General features: G+C 34.3%; 23 protein-coding genes. 14 read left to right on the forward strand and 9 right to left on the reverse strand.

Annotated elements, in window-relative coordinates:
- The 3 genes from HCN53_RS06565 (at position 1) to HCN53_RS06575 (ending at position 1,165) form a co-directional block, all read left to right on the forward strand.
- Positions 1-294: a DUF2752 domain-containing protein gene (locus HCN53_RS06565; protein ID WP_042277552.1), complete on the forward strand. Its 294-nt coding sequence runs from the start codon at positions 1-3 to the stop codon at positions 292-294.
- Between the two features lie 73 nt (positions 295-367).
- Positions 368-736, forward strand: coding sequence for a CCC motif membrane protein (locus tag HCN53_RS13085; protein WP_240919409.1), 369 nt, complete (start codon positions 368-370; stop codon positions 734-736).
- A gap of 66 nt (positions 737-802) precedes the next feature.
- The gene (locus HCN53_RS06575; protein WP_042277548.1) at positions 803-1,165 is read left to right on the forward strand and encodes a CCC motif membrane protein; all 363 of its coding nucleotides are present in this window, start codon (positions 803-805) and stop codon (positions 1,163-1,165) included.
- A gap of 50 nt (positions 1,166-1,215) precedes the next feature.
- Here the strand turns inward: HCN53_RS06575 and HCN53_RS06580 are convergent, their stop codons facing one another.
- The 3 genes from HCN53_RS06580 to rocD are packed head-to-tail and all read right to left on the reverse strand — an operon-like array spanning position 1,216 to position 3,182.
- Complete coding sequence (locus tag HCN53_RS06580) at positions 1,216-1,587, reverse strand: DUF2752 domain-containing protein (RefSeq protein WP_167342431.1); 372 nt, start codon at positions 1,585-1,587, stop codon at positions 1,216-1,218.
- Positions 1,588-1,881, reverse strand: a complete 294-nt coding sequence (locus HCN53_RS06585) for a CD225/dispanin family protein (RefSeq protein WP_042277545.1) — start codon at positions 1,879-1,881, stop codon at positions 1,588-1,590.
- Between the two features lie 26 nt (positions 1,882-1,907).
- Positions 1,908-3,182 (reverse strand): ornithine--oxo-acid transaminase, encoded by a 1,275-nt coding sequence (rocD, locus tag HCN53_RS06590; RefSeq protein ID WP_167342432.1) that lies wholly within the window; start codon positions 3,180-3,182, stop codon positions 1,908-1,910.
- Between the two features lie 109 nt (positions 3,183-3,291).
- Here rocD and rlmD point away from each other — a divergent pair, with 109 nt between their 5' ends.
- From rlmD to HCN53_RS06610, 4 genes are read left to right on the forward strand one after another with little or no spacing between them, the layout of a single operon-like run.
- The gene (rlmD, locus tag HCN53_RS06595) at positions 3,292-4,710 is read left to right on the forward strand and encodes a 23S rRNA (uracil(1939)-C(5))-methyltransferase RlmD (protein WP_167342433.1); all 1,419 of its coding nucleotides are present in this window, start codon (positions 3,292-3,294) and stop codon (positions 4,708-4,710) included.
- A gap of 2 nt (positions 4,711-4,712) precedes the next feature.
- Positions 4,713-6,194 (forward strand): TlpA family protein disulfide reductase, encoded by a 1,482-nt coding sequence (locus HCN53_RS06600; RefSeq protein ID WP_167342434.1) that lies wholly within the window; start codon positions 4,713-4,715, stop codon positions 6,192-6,194.
- On the forward strand, positions 6,187-6,702 hold the full coding sequence (locus HCN53_RS06605) for a DUF6452 family protein (RefSeq protein WP_042277539.1): 516 nt from the start codon (positions 6,187-6,189) through the stop codon (positions 6,700-6,702). Before HCN53_RS06600 ends, HCN53_RS06605 begins: the two co-directional genes overlap by 8 nt.
- Entirely contained in the window at positions 6,683-7,381 is a 699-nt protein-coding gene (locus HCN53_RS06610) for a DUF6048 family protein (RefSeq protein WP_167342435.1), read from the forward strand. Before HCN53_RS06605 ends, HCN53_RS06610 begins: the two co-directional genes overlap by 20 nt.
- Positions 7,382-7,438: 57 nt before the next feature.
- On the opposite strand, the gene HCN53_RS06615 is transcribed toward HCN53_RS06610, so the two are convergent.
- The 3 genes from HCN53_RS06615 to ruvX all read right to left on the reverse strand — a co-directional run bounded on the left by HCN53_RS06615 (position 7,439) and on the right by ruvX (position 8,998).
- Positions 7,439-7,837, reverse strand: a complete 399-nt coding sequence (locus HCN53_RS06615; protein WP_042277534.1) for a DUF5606 domain-containing protein — start codon at positions 7,835-7,837, stop codon at positions 7,439-7,441.
- Between the two features lie 52 nt (positions 7,838-7,889).
- Positions 7,890-8,480 (reverse strand): peptide deformylase, encoded by a 591-nt coding sequence (def, locus tag HCN53_RS06620; RefSeq protein ID WP_042277532.1) that lies wholly within the window; start codon positions 8,478-8,480, stop codon positions 7,890-7,892.
- A 104-nt stretch (positions 8,481-8,584) separates the two neighbouring features.
- Complete coding sequence (gene ruvX, locus HCN53_RS06625; RefSeq protein WP_060524059.1) at positions 8,585-8,998, reverse strand: Holliday junction resolvase RuvX; 414 nt, start codon at positions 8,996-8,998, stop codon at positions 8,585-8,587.
- Positions 8,999-9,077: 79 nt separating this feature from the next.
- Here ruvX and HCN53_RS06630 point away from each other — a divergent pair, with 79 nt between their 5' ends.
- Both HCN53_RS06630 and HCN53_RS06635 read left to right on the forward strand, forming a co-directional pair.
- Positions 9,078-9,893 (forward strand): 2,3,4,5-tetrahydropyridine-2,6-dicarboxylate N-succinyltransferase, encoded by an 816-nt coding sequence (locus tag HCN53_RS06630; RefSeq protein ID WP_042277527.1) that lies wholly within the window; start codon positions 9,078-9,080, stop codon positions 9,891-9,893.
- On the forward strand, positions 9,893-10,957 hold the full coding sequence (locus tag HCN53_RS06635) for a glycosyltransferase family 9 protein (RefSeq protein ID WP_240919329.1): 1,065 nt from the start codon (positions 9,893-9,895) through the stop codon (positions 10,955-10,957). The genes HCN53_RS06630 and HCN53_RS06635 overlap by 1 nt, the downstream gene beginning before the upstream one ends.
- A 6-nt stretch (positions 10,958-10,963) precedes the next feature.
- Here the strand turns inward: HCN53_RS06635 and HCN53_RS06640 are convergent, their stop codons facing one another.
- On the reverse strand, positions 10,964-11,788 hold the full coding sequence (locus HCN53_RS06640; protein WP_167342436.1) for a glycosyltransferase family 2 protein: 825 nt from the start codon (positions 11,786-11,788) through the stop codon (positions 10,964-10,966).
- A 104-nt stretch (positions 11,789-11,892) separates the two neighbouring features.
- On the opposite strand from HCN53_RS06640, the gene HCN53_RS06645 reads away from it, so the two are divergent.
- Complete coding sequence (locus HCN53_RS06645; protein ID WP_167342437.1) at positions 11,893-12,657, forward strand: glycosyltransferase family 2 protein; 765 nt, start codon at positions 11,893-11,895, stop codon at positions 12,655-12,657.
- Here HCN53_RS06645 and HCN53_RS06650 read toward each other — a convergent pair whose 3' ends face one another.
- Positions 12,658-13,494 (reverse strand): glycosyl transferase, encoded by an 837-nt coding sequence (locus HCN53_RS06650; RefSeq protein ID WP_240919330.1) that lies wholly within the window; start codon positions 13,492-13,494, stop codon positions 12,658-12,660.
- Positions 13,491-14,249: a lipopolysaccharide kinase InaA family protein gene (locus tag HCN53_RS06655; RefSeq protein WP_167342438.1), complete on the reverse strand. Its 759-nt coding sequence runs from the start codon at positions 14,247-14,249 to the stop codon at positions 13,491-13,493. The genes HCN53_RS06650 and HCN53_RS06655 overlap by 4 nt, the downstream gene beginning before the upstream one ends.
- Positions 14,250-14,418: 169 nt before the next feature.
- On the opposite strand from HCN53_RS06655, the gene HCN53_RS06660 reads away from it, so the two are divergent.
- Genes HCN53_RS06660 through HCN53_RS06675 form a run of 4 tightly spaced genes read left to right on the forward strand, consistent with a single transcriptional unit; the run spans position 14,419 to position 18,688 of the window.
- On the forward strand, positions 14,419-15,534 hold the full coding sequence (locus HCN53_RS06660; RefSeq protein WP_167342439.1) for a glycosyltransferase family 4 protein: 1,116 nt from the start codon (positions 14,419-14,421) through the stop codon (positions 15,532-15,534).
- A 7-nt stretch (positions 15,535-15,541) separates the two neighbouring features.
- Positions 15,542-16,573: a glycosyltransferase family 4 protein gene (locus tag HCN53_RS06665; protein ID WP_167342440.1), complete on the forward strand. Its 1,032-nt coding sequence runs from the start codon at positions 15,542-15,544 to the stop codon at positions 16,571-16,573.
- A gap of 34 nt (positions 16,574-16,607) precedes the next feature.
- Positions 16,608-17,264, forward strand: coding sequence for an L-threonylcarbamoyladenylate synthase (locus HCN53_RS06670; protein WP_060524041.1), 657 nt, complete (start codon positions 16,608-16,610; stop codon positions 17,262-17,264).
- Positions 17,264-18,688, forward strand: a complete 1,425-nt coding sequence (locus tag HCN53_RS06675; RefSeq protein ID WP_167342441.1) for a CCA tRNA nucleotidyltransferase — start codon at positions 17,264-17,266, stop codon at positions 18,686-18,688. Before HCN53_RS06670 ends, HCN53_RS06675 begins: the two co-directional genes overlap by 1 nt.
- The last annotated feature ends 281 nt before the right edge of the window (positions 18,689-18,969 follow it).

Consider the following 18,969-nt stretch of genomic DNA (forward strand, 5'->3'; position numbering starts at 1 on the left):
ATGAATATAAACCTCATCCTAGATGACAGCTGGATGCTGCCTTGTATGAGTAAAAAAATATTAGGAATGGACTGTCCTGGATGTGGAATCCAGCGGTCCATTTCTTTTTTACTTCAAGGTGAATTTGTAAATGCTTTTTACATGTATCCAGCCATATACTTTCTTTTCTTACTTTTTTCTGTGTTGATTATAGATTTCTTCATTAAAATCAAGCATGGAGAAAAAATTAAATTAGTTTTGACCGTACTTACTATAGGAACCATACTAGTTAATTATCTTTTAAAAGTTTTTTGAAAACTTATTTAGAATAACGTAACTTTTGGACTTACTTTTAAACCTATAATTCAATTAACCTAAATTTATCATCATGCAAAAACTCAACACAACCGCAGTCTACATTTTATCCATTGTAGGATTTTTATGTTGTTGCGCCTGGGGACTAGGATTTGTGGCAGCTTTAATAGCTTTTATTATCGCAAACAAGGAACTGAAAAAATATAATGAAAACCCTGAAGCTTACAGTAATGGTAAAGCTATGAAAACTGCAAAAACCGTAGCTTTAGTATCCTTAATTGTTTCTGGACTGGTAACAGCTTACACCGCTTACACATATTTTGCATATAGTGAAAGAGAACGTTTAGAGCAGGGAATTGATTTTTATAGATCAATTGGAGCTCCAGATGAAATGATTGATGCTATGGAAGATCAATTAGACAATATTGAAGACGAAGAATAAGTAGTTATTATATAATAAATTAAAAGGCTCTTTAAATAGAGCCTTTACTTTTTAAATTTTAATATCATGCAAAAATTAAATACAACGGCTGTATACCTTTTATCTGTAGCAGGATTTTTATGTTGCTGCTTTTATGGTATAGGGACAATTGCAGCTATAATTGCTCTTGTTATAGCAAATAAAGAACTTAAAAAATACAATCAAAACCCGGAAGCCTATACAAATGGAAAAGCAATGAAGTCGGCTAAAACGGTGGCCATCATTTCATTAATACTATCTATAATAGGATTGGTAGTTCTGGTTTTATTTTACATGAACCAATGTGAGTTTTACGAATGGTACATAGATTTTGCTCTTAATCAACCTAATGTGACCGAGGAACAACTAGCACCACTGTACGACGCAATGGAACAAGCAGGTTGTAGATAATATTCTAACATTACTCAAAAAAAGGCTCGCTAACGCGGGCCTTTTTTATTTTATACATTTCTATAAATAGTAAAAACAATAATGCTTATAAGTAATATCAAGATAGGCCACTTCCCAATCAAATATTTACGATATTTTATAGGAATCATAGATGTATGTTCCATTAAAAGAACTAAGATTAAATAAGGAATTAAAAAAAATAATAGAGCATTTAAATCCCAAGCTGTTTTAAAATCTCCATGAAGTATAGCGTGTATTGCTCGTTGCGAACCACAACCTGGACAATCATAAGAAGTCACCACCTTACTAGGACACTTTGGGAATAATGCTGTATTTGATGGATTATAGGAATAGTAAATATAAAAACAGCCACTTATAAAAGTGACTGTAATTGCAATAAAAAAGAATCTTTTAAGACTCATTTAAATGTTGTCCAATCCTACTACCAAAAGAACAAAAAGTAAATAAAGTACTATAAACACAGCTGCTCCTATAGCACTGTAAATACACCATTGTTTTGCTTTTTCCGATGCTTGTCTAGATTCATTGTACATACCTTGATTCCACAGCCTATCTACTTTTGCTGCGTTTACAATTGCTGGGATTCCTAATGGCCAGCAACATAAAATAGTCACAATTATCGATTCAGCTAAATAGGTTTTAGGAGGTTGTCCTACTGGTCTTTGGTTTTCAGGTTGATTGAAAGGATCTTGCATATTATTTAATTTATTAAGGTAGCAATTTACTCAAACTCCTTTAAAGTTTTAATAATTATCTCAATACAATCATCTAACTGCTCTTTTGTCATTACCAAAGGAGGAGCAAATCTTATGATGTTACCATGAGTAGGTTTTGCTAGTAAACCATGATCTCTCAAACGTAAACAAATATTCCATGCAGTATCACTTTCTTCCGAATCATTTACAACAATAGCGTTAAGAAGTCCACGACCTCTTACTAGAGTTACTGTATCGGTAGTTTCGATATATTCATTAATTCGGCTTCTAAAGTAATTACCTAGTTCTCTAGCATTTTGCGCTAGCTTTTCATCCTTTACAACATCAAGTGCCGCCATTGCTACTGCACCAGCAATAGGGTTACCTCCAAAGGTACTTCCATGCTGCCCAGGTTGTATAACATTCATAACTTCATCATCTGCAAGAACAGCGCTTACAGGATAAGCTCCACCGGATAATGCCTTACCTAAAATTAAAATATCTGGACGTGAGTACGTTTCTTGTCTTTCACAATGACCTTCACAGGAACATTTACCACATACAGCTAGTAAAGCACCAGTACGAGCAATACCTGTTTGGATTTCATCTGCAATGAAAAGAGCGTTGTATTGAGCGCATAATTCCTTTGCTCGCATCATGAAGTCATCACTAGGAGTATACACTCCTGCTTCCCCTTGAATAGGTTCAACTAAAAATCCAGCTATATTATCTTGTTGTAATGCCTTTTCAAGAGCATCAGTATCATCATAGGCAATCTTAATAAAACCAGGAGTATAAGGTCCAAAGTTTTTTCTTGCATTTTCATCGTTAGAAAAAGAAATCACAGTTGTTGTCCTACCGTGAAAATTATTTTCACACACAATTATTTGGGCATCGTGTTCTTGAACACCTTTCTTTTCATAGGCCCATTTTCTCGCAATCTTTATAGCCGTCTCTACCGCTTCGGCGCCAGTGTTCATAGGTAAAACTTTGTCAAACTTGAAGTAATCAGTTACATATTTTTCATAAACACCTAGCTTATCATTATGAAATGCTCTAGAGGTAAGTGTTAATGTTTTTGCCTGTTCAGTCATGGCATTAACAATAGCTGGATGACAATGACCTTGATTCACAGCACTATAAGCACTAAGAAAATCATAGTACTTTTTACCTTCTACATCCCAAACAAAGACTCCATCACCTCGTTCCAGAACCACTGGTAAAGGATGATAATTATGAGCTCCATGCTTATCCTCTAGATCTATATATTGTTGGGATTTATTTCCTACTTGAACGTTCATACTATTACTATTTATTGGTTGGGCAAGTTAATAAATCTAACAGGCACTGTCCAATAAATATCGTTAAGAAACCTTCAATTCCACTAGATAAAGTTTAATTTTACGCCCTATGTCCAAAAGAAGAAAAAGAGCACAAAAAACCTTTTTAAACGTACCTGTGGTTGATGCTGGTGCCAAAGGTAAAAGCGTAGCAAAAACTGAAGATGGTGAGGTAATTTTTCTTACCGATGCGGTTCCTGGTGATGTGGTAAACATTCAAACCTTTAAGAAAAAGAGATCCTTTTATGAAGGCCGCGTAACAGAATTTATAAGTAAGAGTGATCGTCGTACAACACCGGTATGTAAACACTTTAGTGTGTGTGGTGGTTGTAAATGGCAACACATGAAGTATGAGGAGCAACTACATTTTAAACAGAAGGAAGTTGTAGAGAATCTTACTAGAATAGGCCATCTAGAATTACCTAGTGTGACACCTATTTTGGGTTCTGCAAAACAATACCACTATCGCAATAAAATGGAATTCAGTTTTTCTGCAAACCGCTGGCTTACTCTTGAAGAGATAAACAGTGACAAAGAGATTCAGGATAAAAAAGCTTTAGGATTCCACATTCCTGGTATGTGGGATAAAATTTTACATCTAGATGAGTGTCATTTACATCCTGCTATTGGTGAGAAGATAAGATTGAGTGTTCACGCTTTCGCGAAAGCGGAAAATTTATCATACTACGATCCTAGAGAACGTACAGGATTGTTACGCACCTTAATGCTGCGCATGGCGTCAACAGGTGAGAACATGGTGGTAATTCAGTTTTTTCAAGAAGATGAAGCAAAACGCATTGCTTTACTTGAACACTTAAAATTACAATTTCCAGAAATTACATCTTTACAATATATAATCAATGAAAAAGCAAACGACACTATATATGATCAAGATGTGATTTGTTACCATGGTGAAGACCATATTTGGGAAGAAATGGAAGGTTTAAAATTTAAAATAAACGCCAAATCATTCTACCAAACAAATAGTGAACAAGCTTATGAATTGTATAAAATAACAAGAGATTTTGCGTCATTAAAAGGAGACGAATTAGTCTATGATTTATACACAGGAACTGGAACTATAGCACAATTTGTAGCAAAAAAAGCAAAACACGTGGTAGGAGTTGAAGCGGTCGAAGTAGCTATTAAAGATGCGCAAGAAAACGCGCAAGTAAACAATATAGAAAACACCACCTTTTATGCTGGTGATATGAAAAATGTGTTTACTCAACAATTTATTGAAGAAAACGGTGCACCAGATGTGGTTATAACAGATCCACCAAGAGATGGTATGCATAAGGATGTTGTTGCACAATTGCTTAACTTACAAGCACCAAAAATTGTATATGTGAGTTGTAACAGTGCAACACAAGCGCGTGATCTCGCGTTATTAGAGCAACATTATAAAATTGATAAAATCCAACCTGTAGATATGTTCCCGCAAACGCACCATGTAGAGAATGTAGTGCTACTTACTTTAAAATCGTAATTATGAAAAATATTGTTTTGTTACTATCATTAGTTTTATTGGTAGCAAGTTGTAAAAAGGATGTCGATAATAAAGAAGATAATACTGCCGTTTCATCCACATTAATTAATGGCTCAATCGTATTTACGGATAGTATTAATGAAGCTCCTGATTCTTTCATTGTTTATTATTTTGATCGTGAACAAAACAAATACGAAAACTCACAAGCCCAATTTGATGAAAATGGCACATTCAATCTTACACTAGACATTGAACAGCCTACCACAGCAATAGCTTATGCAGGCCAACAAATAAATCTTTTTCTAGTTCCTGGTGATTCATTAACCATTAGTGGAACGGTAAACAGAGCACAATCAGAGAACAACACGATTAAGTTAGATGGTTCTCGCACGAAAGAATTCATGGCTGTAAAGAACTATTTTGAGAATAACCCCATCAAGGTAGATCCATTTTATGAGCCAGGAGCCGACAAGGATCCTATGGATTTACATATTTATCTATTAAAAAAGGAAGATGAGTTTCATCAATACAACAAGAATTACCTTAATAACCCTAACATACCAGAAGAGTTCAAGAAAGTAATCAATGCAAACGACAAATACTTTCTAGTCAATGCTAGATTAGAGTTTTTAAATTACGCTAACTACATAGGAAAAGAAATACCAGCAATTGATAGTGAATATTTTGAAGGCATGAAAAACTTACCAGATTTCACTAAAGATGATCTTACCTATGGTGCATTAACTAATGCTATTGCAAGTAGTTATAAAAACTATTTAAGAGAAAGACTAGTCTTTGACAAACCAGGAGTTTCCCCAGATTCCTTAAGCTCTATTGTATCAAAACAAATTATAAAGGATAGCTCAAAGCCCATACTTAACCAATATGCTACTTTTTCAACTGCTTTAAAAACCTTTGAAAATCACGATTTGGATTTTTATCAAAACAATCAACAAGCTATTGAACAGCAACTTAAAGGAAGTGATTTCCTAGCTATTTTAAAAAGAGAATATGAAAAGGAAAAAGAATTACTTGAGCGCCCAGAAATACCTAAGGAATCAGAAATTCTAGAATTCACATCTACAGAACCGTCAAATTATTTGAATGAAATTATTTCTAATTCCAAAGGAAAAGTTATTTACATTGATAATTGGGCAACCTGGTGTGGACCTTGTAAAGCCGAATTTAAGGAAGCATCGCCAGCGCTACATGAAAAGTTTAAAGATGATGTTGAGTTTGTTTACTTGTGTCATGCTAGTGAGAAAAAAGCTTACTTACCTAGTATTGCACAATTTAATATTAAAGGAAAACATTACTTTTTAAATGATCAGGAAGGACCAGTTGTTCAAGAACAAATAAATCTGGAAGGCTTTCCTACCTACACCATTATAAATAAGAAGGGTGAAATAGTTCAATCAGATTACATTCACCGACCTAGTTACCCTAAAACCACTACTCTTTTAGAAAGTTTAATCAATGAGTAAATTTAAGGCGACTTTTATTCTGATTTGGGCCATTTTTTTCCTTGTATCAGGATGTGAAAAAGATGATTTATGCACACTGGATCAACCAGCAAACGCTCGTATCAATATAGTATTTAAAGATCGCAGTATTCCATCAGACAACAAGGTTGTTTCACAGCTGAGAGTTTTATTAGAAAATGTGGATACCGAAGTTCCTCTTAATTCTACCAATGATCTTTTGTTAACTGCAACAGACTCAATATCAATACCGCTACCGATTGATGTAAATACTGTTACATATAGATTTGAACGTATTGAAAATGAGAATGAAAATCAGGATGCTATTACTTTTACCTTTGATACTAGAGAAGAGTACGTAAGTCGAGCGTGTGGTTTTAGAGTAGTGTATGATAATTTAACCGCACAAGTTGCACCTGAGACTGGCACTAACAATTGGATTAATAGTGTAGTTGTTAATGAAACTACCATTGAAGACAACCAAATTATTCATGTTGAAATACGTCATTAATATAGTTTTCCTCCTTCTGTGTTGTACGGTTTTACAAGCACAAGAAGAGAAAGAAATCGAGCAAGCTCAAGACTCAATTCAAAAAAAATATGGATTAAGAGTTGGAATAGATGCAGCTAGTTTAGCAAGAAGTTTCTTTGATGACAATTATCAAGGTTTTCAAATCCTAGGTGATTTTAGATTAACTCCATCCTTATATGTTGCTGGAGAATTAGGTAATGAAACTATTACCAAAGACCTAGAACGCATTGAATATGAAACAAGTGGTTCTTTCTTCAAAGCTGGAATTGATTATAATTTCTACAACAATTGGTTAGAGATGGACAATATGATATACGGTGGTGCTCGTATAGGTGTTGCTAGCTTTGGTCACGAATTGTACAGATATGAATACAACTCGGACAATACCCTTTTCCCTATATTAAGTCAACAAGTACAACGAGAATTCACTGGTCTTACTGCTATTTGGTTTGAAGTACAAGGAGGAATGAAGGTTGAAGTGTTTAACAACATTTATTTAATGGCAAACGTTCAATTAAAATTCCTAATCAACGAGAGCACTCCAGATGATTTTGATAATCTGCACATTCCAGGATTTGGAGTTACCAATGATCTTAATGGTATAGGCGTAGGTTACACGTATGGTATTCTATACCGAATTCCTTTGTTTAAAAAATAAAAAATCCTAGAAACAATAATATTTCTAGGATTCTATAATTAAATTCTTCTTTATTGACTACTCCTCTTCATCAAGAGCAGCAAGCAAGTCATTTGACTGTAAAAGATTATACCATTGAATTACCTTTTTAATATCGCTGGCATAAACTCGATCTTCATCATATTCTGGCAAAACCTGTGAAAAATAATCTTGCAATTCATTTTTTGAGGCTTTATGAGAAATGGCAGGTCCCTTTTCCTCCTTATCAGCTATCTTAGAGAATACCTCTTTAAGTGGTACATCCTCAGAATAAGTGTATATGGAAATATCCTTTAAAACGCTCACATTGTGGTTTATTCCTACAATCGAAGTTTTCTTATCTATTAAAGATTCTACTACAAAGCCACTACGTGCCTTTGATTTAAGTTGATACAATCCTGGTTTTCCTGTTATGGATAAAATATTATCTAAACTCATTGCGAATTATTTTTTGGGTGGCAAATATATGTAAAAGCAATTTTACTAATGGTTAACGTCTTCCTTTTAATTCAGGAAACCTCATTCTGTAGTCAACACGAACCTTACCTTTTGATATATTAGCCAGTTTTCCTTTTATCAATCGCTTTTTTAGACTTGAAAGTTTATCAGTAAATAATATACCTTCAATGTGATCGTATTCATGTTGTATAACACGAGCAGCTAGACCTGTATAAGTTTCTGTATGTTTATTAAAATTCTCGTCTAAATAAGAAATAGTAACCTCTTCTGGTCTAAATACATCTTCCCTTACATTAGGTATACTTAAACAACCTTCATTGAATGCCCATTCATCTCCATTTTCTTCTTCAATTTGAGCATTAATAAAAACCTTCTTGAAACCAGTAAGTTGGTTTCTTTCCTCTTCAGTAAGTTCTTCATCATCGGCAAATGGGGTTGCATCAATAACAAACAATCGTAGTGGCATACCTACTTGTGGTGCTGCCAGACCTACTCCACTAGCGCCATACATGGTTTCCCACATGTTTTCAATGATTTCTTTTAATTTTGGATAATCTTGAGGAATATCCTTTGCGACTTTTCTTAAAACTGGATCGCCATAGGCGACAACTGGATAAATCATATTTTTTTATTTAAAGGCCCATTTCGGTTAGGATTCCAATATCCTTCCTCAACATCATTCACCTTATCATTATACCTTTTTTTTATTTACGGCTTCAGCAAGTTTTACATTTTACTATCCAAAAACGTTTGTAAAATAATTGTTGCTGCGATCTCATCAACCAGGGCTTTATTACGCCTTTTGGATTTTGACAAACCACTATCAATCATGGTTTGAAAAGCCATTTTTGAGGTAAATCTTTCGTCCACTCTCGTAATTTCTATGGATGGGTATTTTTCTTGTAACGCTTTCGCGAAAGCGTCAATCACATCTCCTAATTCACTAGGTTCTCCATTCATTTGTTTAGGTTCACCTATTACGATAGTGCTTACTTCCTCATTACGTAAATAATTTTCAATGAATGGTACTAATTCATAGGTGTTTACAGTGGTAAGACCTGATGCTATAAGTTGCAAGGGATCTGTAACTGCAATGCCTGTTCTTTTTTTACCGTAATCTATAGAAAGTGCTCTAGCCATGAGTTTGCAAAAATAATCAATCTAATATGAAGCACATCACTAACTGCTACTACTTATATTTGTGAAAAACTTAAAAGTAGTGGATCAATTAAAAAATATCATTGAAGAAGCCTGGGAAGACCGCACTCAATTAGAGAATCGCGTTACCCAGCAGGCAATTAGAGAAGTGGTAGACATGCTAGATCGTGGAACATTGCGAGTAGCACAACCTACCGAAAATGGCTGGCAAGTTAATGAATGGGTTAAAAAGGCGGTAGTTCTATATTTCCCAATTCAAAAAATGGAAACAATAGAATGTGGTCCACTTGAATTTCATGATAAAATCCCTTTAAAAACTGGATATAAAGAAAAAGGAATACGTGTCGTACCACATGCAGTGGCTAGGCATGGAGCTTATATTTCAAGTGGTGTTATTATGATGCCTAGTTATGTAAATATAGGTGCCTATGTAGAGGAAGGAACTATGGTAGATACTTGGGCAACGGTAGGTAGTTGTGCCCAAATAGGTAAGAATGTGCACCTGAGCGGTGGTGTAGGAATAGGTGGCGTACTAGAACCTTTACAAGCTGCTCCAGTTATCATAGAGGATAATGCTTTTATCGGGTCCCGTTGTATTGTGGTAGAAGGTGTACGAGTAGAAAAAGAGGCAGTACTAGGAGCCAATGTCGTTCTAACCGCTTCAACAAAAATTATAGACGTAACTGGAGATCAACCAGTAGAATACAAAGGCCATGTTCCTGCTAGATCGGTTGTAATTCCAGGTAGCTACCCTAAGGAATTCCCAGCAGGGACTTACAATGTTCCTTGTGCGATCATAATTGGTAAACGTAAAGAAAGTACCAATAAAAAAACCTCGCTTAACGATGCTCTACGCGAGTACAACGTAGCAGTATAGTGAGAATATTACTTATTCAATATAAGATGCTGGGTGATGTGCTCACGAGTACAATTATAGCAGATCAATTAAAAATCACCTATCCCAATTGTCAAATAGATTATCTTATCACACCGATGGCTGCTTCTTTAGTAAAGAACCATCCATCGGTAGATAATCTTATATTGGCTTCCAATAAGGATTTTGAAAGCTTCACAAGTATCCTAAAACTTGCAAAAAAGCTTAAAAAAAACAATTATCAGTTGTGTATTGATAGTTATGGTAAAAACAACAGTGCCCTGCTCTCGTATATCGTAAATGCTACTAGAAGAATAGGGTATAAAAAATGGTTTTCATCACTTGCTTATACTGATGTGGTTAAAAACGAACCAAATAGAGGTATTTATAAAACAGGTGTAGCTCTAGGTAGTAGAATGATCTTATTAAAACCGCTAGAAAAAAATATTCAATGGCACCTTAAACCAAAGATTCATTTGACAGTTGATGAAATCGAACAAGGAAAACAGTGGCTGGAACAAAAAGGGCTAGACTTAACTAATTCCGTAACGATGATAAGCGCTTTGGGTAGTAGTAAGGAAAAAACGTTACCTTTTAAGGAGTTAGCTAGTCTTTTAGATTTTATAGTCCAGAACACAGAGACTCAAATATTGTTCAACTACATCCCTAATCAAATCGACCAAATTAAAGAACTGTATGAACTGTGTTCACTTAAAACGAAAGAACACATCTTTTTAGATGCTTTTGCTCCTAACATACGTGACTTCCTTAAAATTCTTCACCATTGCACTGCTATAATTGGCAACGAAGGTGGTGCCATAAATATGGGAAAAGCACTAGACATTAACACCTTTGCAATTTTTGCCCCATGGATTAATAAATCTTCCTGGAACATAGGTGAAGATGGAAAAAATCACGTAAGCGTTCATTTGATGGATTACAAACCAGATCTTTACAACAACCAAAGTGCAAGTACATTCAAAAAGAAGGCTTTAAGTTTGTATTCTCATTTTGAAGCTGGTATTATGCAAAAAGATCTTAAAAGCTTTTTAAATCATCATTACTAAAAATCCTTATTCTTTATTTATCCCAAATGGAGTAAAGGATTTCTTTTCATCACGAGTAGACTTTCTTATAGCCTTGTTTTTATCGATAGATTCTTGATTTTTATAACCTCGTGCATGATCAAGATGTAAACAAATTGCGCTGTAGCGTATTTGTTTTGACTTTATTCCTAGGTTGAATAAACGTTCTCCTAACTCTCTATCTTGACCACCGTATTGCATGCGCTCGTCAAATCCATTAACCTTCTTTATATCTTCTAACCAACCACTACTGTTGTGACCGTTCCAGCTAGCATTAGTCGGAGTCAAATTTTCCATAACCTTAGCCGTAACAAAACCAGCTGTAAGCTTTTGATTTTTGTAGGATGCTGGTAAACCTCGTTCCTTCAACCACTCTACATCAAAACATCGTTGCGTGTAAATGTCATCTTTTGTTATGGCTTGAGAAATATCTAGAGGCAACTTATAGTAACCACCGCTCAAAAAATAACCAGGTTCCCTACGTTCATAATGGATTTGAAGAAAATCCTCACGAGCAATACAATCACCGTCGCTCATTACAACGTAATTTGCATTACAAGCCATTATAGCCTTATTCAATATTTGACTTTTTTGGAATCCATTATCCTCGTGCCACACGTGTATTATAGGATATCGTGAATCTTTAGCATAGTTTTCAATGAATTCTTTTGTATCATCCCTAGAACCATCATCTGCTATAACTACTTCAAAATCCCTAAAGATTTGTTGCTCATAACTCCATAAGGTCTTTTCCAACCAGGGTATCGAATTGTAAGTACTTATAATGACAGAAATTGTCGGGTTTGAAGACATAGTTCTAGTTTTCTTTCAAAATCTAAACAAATTTAAGCATATCTAGTGGTTATCTAATCAGTAAGTTTATTTTTGCTGAAGAACTATTATGTTTATATCCACTTATGACCAAATATAATATCACTGCAATCATTCCAGCTTTTAACGAAGAACACAACATTGTTGATGTCCTAAAATCTGTTGATTTTTGCGATGAAGTCATTTTAGTAGATTCAAACAGTACCGATAATACGATAGAACTAGCAAAACCTTATTTCACCAAATTACTGACTCGTAATTACGAGCACAGCGCTAGTCAAAAAAACTGGGCTATTCCTCAAGCAAAACATGAATGGATACTTTTAGTTGATGCTGATGAACGAGTTACACCAGCATTGAAGGAAGAAATTTTGAACCTATACCCTACTCTCGATACATCTGATTATGTTGGTTATTGGATTGGTAGACGTAATTTCTTCATGGGTAAACAAGTACGTTACAGTGGCTGGAAAAATGACAAGGTAATACGATTATTTAAGAAATCTAAGTGTAAGTATAAAGACAAACACGTTCATTCTGAAATAATTGCTGATGGTCCAGTAGGAAAACTGGAAAACAGATTCTTACATTATAAATATGTGAGTATGGATCACCATGTTAAGAAATTACAACGCTACGCTGATTTGCAAGCTAAAGATTTTGATAAAAAAGTAGGCAAAATTACCGCATACCACATAGTCATCAAACCTATGTGGGGCTTTTTCAAGCACTTTTTTGTTCAAAAAGGTTTTCTTGACGGATTTGTAGGATTTACGATTGCTTATCTGCGCAGTTATATGATTTTTATGCGATACGTAAAATTATGGTTACTCAGACGAGGGATTAAGTAATCAAATAAGAGTTTCTATTGCGGTTGGGTTCCAATTGTAATAATCGCAAATTCGTTGCCATTGAACTCTATTAAAATCCTTTCCTTTATTTTCTTTTTTAAGGGCCACCTTTTGAGTCCTCGCTATAGGAATAGGTATATCAGGATAATTTTCATTTTGTAAAGAAAGGACTCCATTTTTTAAAGCCATCGCCTTAAACCAGAGATCATCGGCCTTTGGAGCTAATTCATTAAACAAGGTAACATTATGAACATCCTCATGTAAAGAATTAAAAGGATACAAAACACAAAATGCTCCTACAGGCATATTGTGAATACTTTGTTCTTTTACATCATGTATAAAAGGCCACTGTGAATAGCTATTTACCCTATTATTCTCGTATGTCATTTTACGACATCGATTACCAATTATATTATCGGGATATTTTAAATGAAAGTCCCATAACTTTTTGATTGTATCATCTTGATACATGACATCGTCATCACAAGTAATAATGGTTTTTTCTGGAAATTTCTTTAGACTATGGATTAGTTTACGGTGAGAAAACCTGTAGGGCACGTATTCAATTTGAAAAAAAGGACCTTGTAATTTGGCTAGTTTGTTAGGCAAGCTGTTCTTTAAATCATGATGCAACCACAGCACCACTTTTTCAGGAGCATATTTTTGTCTCATCATACTACGTATGGTAAGATCAAGTGTACTTAATCTGCTAGGGATACTAGTTAAACTTACAATAGCAGGAATGACTTGCTCCTGATTCTTTATAAGATTTGCTACACTCGTACTGCGCAATCTGAACGCTTCTAGTATTGAACCCGGTAATTCCTTTAATTTCATGATTTAAACAGTCCTTTTAATTTCTTTTTAAATCTTTTTTTACGGTGAAATTTATCTTGAAATTTTTGCACACTTTCCCACATGGATTCAATAGCATGTTGAGCATCCTTATTAGATAATTTAGCATACTCCTTACCCATTATATCATACATCCATTTTTTGGGCGATAATCGCTCAAAATTCTTCAATCTCATATTATAAGGTATATCAAAAAATTTCATTCTGTTTAAATCAACCAGACTAAAAGTATACCCTTGCGAAGTTTTCTTAATCAAGGTATTCCCAGGAGAATGATCTAGGAAATAAATACCGGCCTCATGCATTTCATACATAAAAGAGGCAAACTCCTTGAGAATTTGTTCTTTATCTTGAAGTGAATCATCATTAATAAGTTCTCTAAAGGTAAAGTCATGTTCCCCATAATAACATATGTAATAACTATCCTTTAAAGTAAAAATCCCTAGTTTTTCTAGATAAGCCACTGGTTGTGGGGTTCCTATTCCTTTTTCAGTTAAATAAACCGCATTTTCATAGGATCTTCTTGCCTTTGATTTTCTTATAAATCTGTAAACAAACTGATTTATAAAGTTTGGTTTCTTGAAGGATTTTACGACATACTTTTCATTTTCCCATTCAATTACCTTTATAGTATTACGTGGATCTCCTAATCTATTTTCAGAATCGTAAAACAACTCTAGTAAATGTTGTATTCGCTTTCGCGAAAGCGAACTAGAAAAAAACCTCTCTTTAAACATATAGTATTACAATGGTAGACAAAGAAACGACATATCCACCTGCTAACAAAGCTAGATGGATATCTAAAAGTTACAGAAAGGTCTAGTTTAAATCATATCTTTGAATTTTATTTATAGCAACAGGTCATCATGTCTTACCATTACTCACTTCAAACAATAATATCAATACATGAGTAAAACAGTCTTACGTGTAGTTCATCTTTCTGGAATGATGAGTCGTGGTGGTGGCGAAAATCACATCATTAATTTGACTACTGAACTGAATAAAATGGGGCATGAAAGCACCGTGTTTTGTCCATTGGGAAGTCAATTAGGCACAGAACTTAAAGAACTCAATAGTCCAGTGATTGAGAAGAAATTAAGGTTAAAAGTTGACCCCTTGTTCTTTTTAAGCTTTGGTAAATTTTGTAAAAAGAAGAAAATTGACATTATACATGTGCACGATCCCGTTGCTATGTTTTTGGTCATACTAGCCTCGTACTTTTTTAAGTTACCTAAAACGGTAATGAGTAAGAAAACTAGTTTTCCTATCAAAAACCGTAAAAAAACTCTTTATAAATACAATCATCCCATTTTTAAAAGAGTGATTTGTGTATCTAATGAAGTGAAAAAGGTAAGCCAAAAATCAATCGTTAACTCAAATAAGATTGTCACGATTTACAATGGATCTAATCTAGATAAATTAGACACATTCGAGCCTAAAATTAATTTAAGAGAATCCTTAAATCTTTCCAAAGACGTTACCCTAGTTTTACATATTGCAAATCACACTAAACCAAAAGATTTACCATTATTTATAAAGTGTGTAGAATACTTTAAAGATCGTGAGGACGTGCATTTTGTTCAAATTGGTAGACACACTGAACATTCCATACCCATTCTAGAGGCTGTTGAGAGTAAAGGACTTGAAAAAAGAGTTTCCTTTTTGCATGAACAAGAAAATGCTGCCGTTTACCTTAAGCAAGCCGATATCTCCTTCATTACCTCAAAAAGTGAAGGATTACCACAGGTTATCTATGAGTCCATGTATTACCAGACCTTAATCGTAAGTACTATGGCAGGTGGTATTCCTGAAGTTATTTCAAATGGCGTAAATGGTTTTATAGCACCAGTAGGCGATAGTATTAAATTAATTGAACATTTGAATCACGTGATAGGCAATAAAAGTGCCTTTGCAAAAATGCTCGATCAAAACTTTCAATTAGTAAAAGAAAAATATGATTCTAAGATAATGGCTCAAAAGACGCTTGAATTATATCAAAACTTGTTAAAGCCTGTTCAATAAATTAAAAATGAAAAACCAACAAGACGATTTTAAAGAACGTATGTATTTCCTATTTGCCCATAAATGGAAATATATTGTTTCAATTATTTTGACCCTTTTCAAATCCAAAAATTATAAAAAAGGTGCAGTGCGCACTGTTACTTACATTGCCCGAGAAAAGGATAAAACATGGATATTTGGAGCTAAAGTTCGTAGATTATCAAAACATTCTCAACTTGACGCCAGAGTTCATTGGAATGATAAGATCAAAGGAATTCCAGATACTGATGGCTATTACCACATCTATCAAAACCACTTTTGCCGCAGTTTGCGACGCAAACCAAACATCATTTTTAAAAAGAATATTGTGATGTTCACCCATCCTAGCTGGAGTAAAAAATACTCAAAAACACATGTGGTTTGGGGTTTGAATCAAGCAGATTATGTCATATGCTTAAATTCCAATATCAAGAAAATGTTGATCGAGGATGGAGTAAGACCAGAAATACTTAAGGTAATTCATATTGCTACCAGTGAAAAAACATTCTATCCACATGAGCGTACAGGTAAAGGAGTTGTGGGATTATGCTCTGGATTTCAAATACGTAAAAATCCAGATTTAATATTTGATGTAGTAAAAAATATGCCTCAAAGAGAGTTCCTTCTATTAGGTAGTAATTGGGAGCGATATACAAAATTTGATGAGTTATTGGCTCTTCCTAATTTCACCTATCTTAAAGATATGGAATATGAAAAATTTCCTGAATTTTACGATAAGATGGATGTATTTTTGTCACCTTCAATTTTAGAAGGTGGACCAGTACCTTTGTTAGAAGCTATGATGTCAAATTGTGTTCCTGTAGCGTCAAACACTGGATTTTCTACTGATATTATTACGCATGGAGAAAATGGGTTCATATTTGATATTAACGCCTCCTATAAAGAGGTAATTCCTTTAATTGAAGAAGCCTATAACCTCAAAGGCAATATTAGAAATACAGTTTTAGAGCATACCTGGACCAATTGCTCTCATAAAATTGACACTCTTTTCAATACATAAAAGGGATGTTCGTTAGATAAAATGTGATTTGAACATGAAAAAGAAAAAGCCTGATAATCGACCTAGAGTTCCTAAAGAAACCATAGATAAAACAGTTGATCATTTAAAAAAAGGTCATACCCTTATTCTTCCTATGGACGGTTATTATTATTTATGCTGTGATGCACAAGACATAGAAGCGGTTGAAAAAACTCTAGGATTAGTAACTAGTGATGAGGCTATTTTTTATGAAGTTCTTGTAGATAAAGATCATGTACTCGAGCGTTATGTAGAACAAGTGCCTGATCCTGCTTGGAATATCATAGACACTAGTAAAAGACCTGTTACACTAGTCCTAGATAAACCAAAAAACATAGCGCCAGCTCTTATACTAGAAGACAACAGTACTCCTTTTAAAATAACCTACGATAGATTCACAGCATTAGTCACAAGCAAACTACGCAGCCCGCTGTTGATCGCTTCTTCCAATTTTCTAAAAGGTAACATGCCAGAAAAATTGGAAGATATTTCTCAATCTTTAATCGATCAAGTTGATTCAATTATTTCCATAGAAGATACTACAGAAAAAATTGAAGTTCACCCACTTGAAAAAGAAGCTCAAAAAGGATCGAATAAACAACGACAACGCCACCAACCTACATCAATTATAAAAATCTCTAATAACGGTACCTTTAAAATTATTAGAAAGTAATGTCGCAAACTCACTATTTAAAAGCACTTGAGCATCCTATATTCAAGGTCATTAATCAAGCTAGTGAATTACTACAACTTGAAACTTATGTTATAGGTGGATTTGTGCGGGATTACTTTTTAAAAAGAGGTCAAAAAAAAGATATTGACATCGTAACTGTAGGTAGCGGTATAGAACTAGCTAAAAAAGTAGCCAGTCTCTTAGAAGACAATCCAAAAGTGACTGTTTTTAAAAATTTTGGCACGGCCATGCTCAAAACAAGAGATCTTGAGTTAGAATTTGTTGGAGCACGCAAGGAAAGCTATGATCGTAATAGTCGTAAACCATTCGTAGAAAATGGCACATTAAAAGACGATCAAAACCGCAGAGACTTTACTATAAACGCCATGGCGTTTTCTCTCAATGATAATAACTACGGTCGCCTGATTGATCCTTTCAATGGTATACAAGATCTAGAAAACAGATTAATACGTACTCCATTAGATCCAGACATCACTTACAGCGACGATCCTTTAAGAATGCTGCGTGCAATACGTTTTGCAAGTCAACTAGATTTCAAAATTGAAGAAAAATCCTTTGATAGTATCAAACAAAACGCAGAAAGATTAGACATCATTTCTCAAGAACGTATCGTGACCGAAGTTCACAAAATCATGCTTTGTGATGTTCCCTCTTATGGTTTCTTACTTTTGGAAAAAAGTAAATTACTTGAGCGTTTTCTTCCCGAATTGACTGCCTTAAAAGGCATTGAAGAAGTTGAAGGTCAAACACATAAAGACAACTTTTATCACACTCTAGAGGTTGTAGATAATATTTCTAAAAACACCGATGATCTTTGGTTACGCTGGTCTGCATTACTTCATGATATAGGCAAAGCTCCTACAAAAAGATTTTCTAAAAAAGTAGGTTGGACATTTCATGGGCATGAGTTCAAAGGCTCAAAAATGGTATACCATCTTTTTAAACGCCTTAAAATGCCATTGAATGACAAAATGAAATTTGTACAAAAAATGGTTCGCATGAGTTCAAGACCTATAGCTGTTATAGATGAAAGCGCAACCGATAGTGCTGTGCGCAGGCTAGTTCATGATGCAGGTGATCATATAGAGGATTTAATGACTCTATGTGAAGCAGATATCACAACTAAGAATCCAAAGAGATTCCAGCGTTATCATAATAACTTCAGGAAAGTACGTACCAAAATTGTCGAAGTAGAAGAACGCGATCGTATACGCAATTTCCAACCACCTGTAAGTGGCGAGGAAATTATGAAAACCTTTAACCTCAAACCTTGTCGAGAAATTGGAATGATTAAAGCAAGTATTAAAGATGCTATTTTGGATGGAAAAATCCCTAACGAATACGAAGCTGCACGAGAGTGGATGTTACAGAAAGGGAAAGAGTTAGGACTCGTGACGCACTAATTGTTCTCACTTTTACAAAACTTCATTTTTAATAAAAGCTAATATCACTAGCTCTTTTATTTCGCTTTCGCGGAAGCGTGATAACTATAATTGCACGATAGTTCACTAGAGAAGAAAGTCGTCAATTTGATTTCTTGAAACCTTTAATTTCTTCAATTGTATATCGTCCTTTTTTTGAGCATATCTAGTATTTTATTCCTATAAAATTACCATTGAGCAACTCATACAGAGATTGAGCAAGATTTTATTTTCATGAGATACTTAATCGTATTTTTATAAAT

The sequence above is a fragment of the Nonlabens sp. SY33080 genome, assembly GCF_011784885.1.
Classification (GTDB): Bacteria; Bacteroidota; Bacteroidia; order Flavobacteriales; family Flavobacteriaceae; genus Nonlabens; species Nonlabens tegetincola.

Excerpts from the sequence above, each read along its gene's own strand:
- HCN53_RS06565 (WP_042277552.1), top strand. The coding sequence starts at position 1 with ATGAATATAAACCTCATCCTAGATGACAGCTGGATGCTGCCTTGTATG.
- HCN53_RS13085 (WP_240919409.1), top strand. The coding sequence starts at position 368 with ATGCAAAAACTCAACACAACCGCAGTCTACATTTTATCCATTGTAGGA.
- HCN53_RS06575 (WP_042277548.1), top strand. The coding sequence starts at position 803 with ATGCAAAAATTAAATACAACGGCTGTATACCTTTTATCTGTAGCAGGA.
- HCN53_RS06580 (WP_167342431.1), bottom strand. The coding sequence starts at position 1,587 with ATGAGTCTTAAAAGATTCTTTTTTATTGCAATTACAGTCACTTTTATA.
- HCN53_RS06585 (WP_042277545.1), bottom strand. The coding sequence starts at position 1,881 with ATGCAAGATCCTTTCAATCAACCTGAAAACCAAAGACCAGTAGGACAA.
- rocD (WP_167342432.1), bottom strand. The coding sequence starts at position 3,182 with ATGAACGTTCAAGTAGGAAATAAATCCCAACAATATATAGATCTAGAG.
- rlmD (WP_167342433.1), top strand. The coding sequence starts at position 3,292 with ATGTCCAAAAGAAGAAAAAGAGCACAAAAAACCTTTTTAAACGTACCT.
- HCN53_RS06600 (WP_167342434.1), top strand. The coding sequence starts at position 4,713 with ATGAAAAATATTGTTTTGTTACTATCATTAGTTTTATTGGTAGCAAGT.
- HCN53_RS06605 (WP_042277539.1), top strand. The coding sequence starts at position 6,187 with ATGAGTAAATTTAAGGCGACTTTTATTCTGATTTGGGCCATTTTTTTC.
- HCN53_RS06610 (WP_167342435.1), top strand. The coding sequence starts at position 6,683 with ATGTTGAAATACGTCATTAATATAGTTTTCCTCCTTCTGTGTTGTACG.
- HCN53_RS06615 (WP_042277534.1), bottom strand. The coding sequence starts at position 7,837 with ATGAGTTTAGATAATATTTTATCCATAACAGGAAAACCAGGATTGTAT.
- def (WP_042277532.1), bottom strand. The coding sequence starts at position 8,480 with ATGATTTATCCAGTTGTCGCCTATGGCGATCCAGTTTTAAGAAAAGTC.
- ruvX (WP_060524059.1), bottom strand. The coding sequence starts at position 8,998 with ATGGCTAGAGCACTTTCTATAGATTACGGTAAAAAAAGAACAGGCATT.
- HCN53_RS06640 (WP_167342436.1), bottom strand. The coding sequence starts at position 11,788 with ATGTCTTCAAACCCGACAATTTCTGTCATTATAAGTACTTACAATTCG.
- HCN53_RS06645 (WP_167342437.1), top strand. The coding sequence starts at position 11,893 with ATGACCAAATATAATATCACTGCAATCATTCCAGCTTTTAACGAAGAA.
- HCN53_RS06650 (WP_240919330.1), bottom strand. The coding sequence starts at position 13,494 with ATGAAATTAAAGGAATTACCGGGTTCAATACTAGAAGCGTTCAGATTG.
- HCN53_RS06655 (WP_167342438.1), bottom strand. The coding sequence starts at position 14,249 with ATGTTTAAAGAGAGGTTTTTTTCTAGTTCGCTTTCGCGAAAGCGAATA.
- HCN53_RS06660 (WP_167342439.1), top strand. The coding sequence starts at position 14,419 with ATGAGTAAAACAGTCTTACGTGTAGTTCATCTTTCTGGAATGATGAGT.
- HCN53_RS06665 (WP_167342440.1), top strand. The coding sequence starts at position 15,542 with ATGAAAAACCAACAAGACGATTTTAAAGAACGTATGTATTTCCTATTT.
- HCN53_RS06670 (WP_060524041.1), top strand. The coding sequence starts at position 16,608 with ATGAAAAAGAAAAAGCCTGATAATCGACCTAGAGTTCCTAAAGAAACC.
- HCN53_RS06675 (WP_167342441.1), top strand. The coding sequence starts at position 17,264 with ATGTCGCAAACTCACTATTTAAAAGCACTTGAGCATCCTATATTCAAG.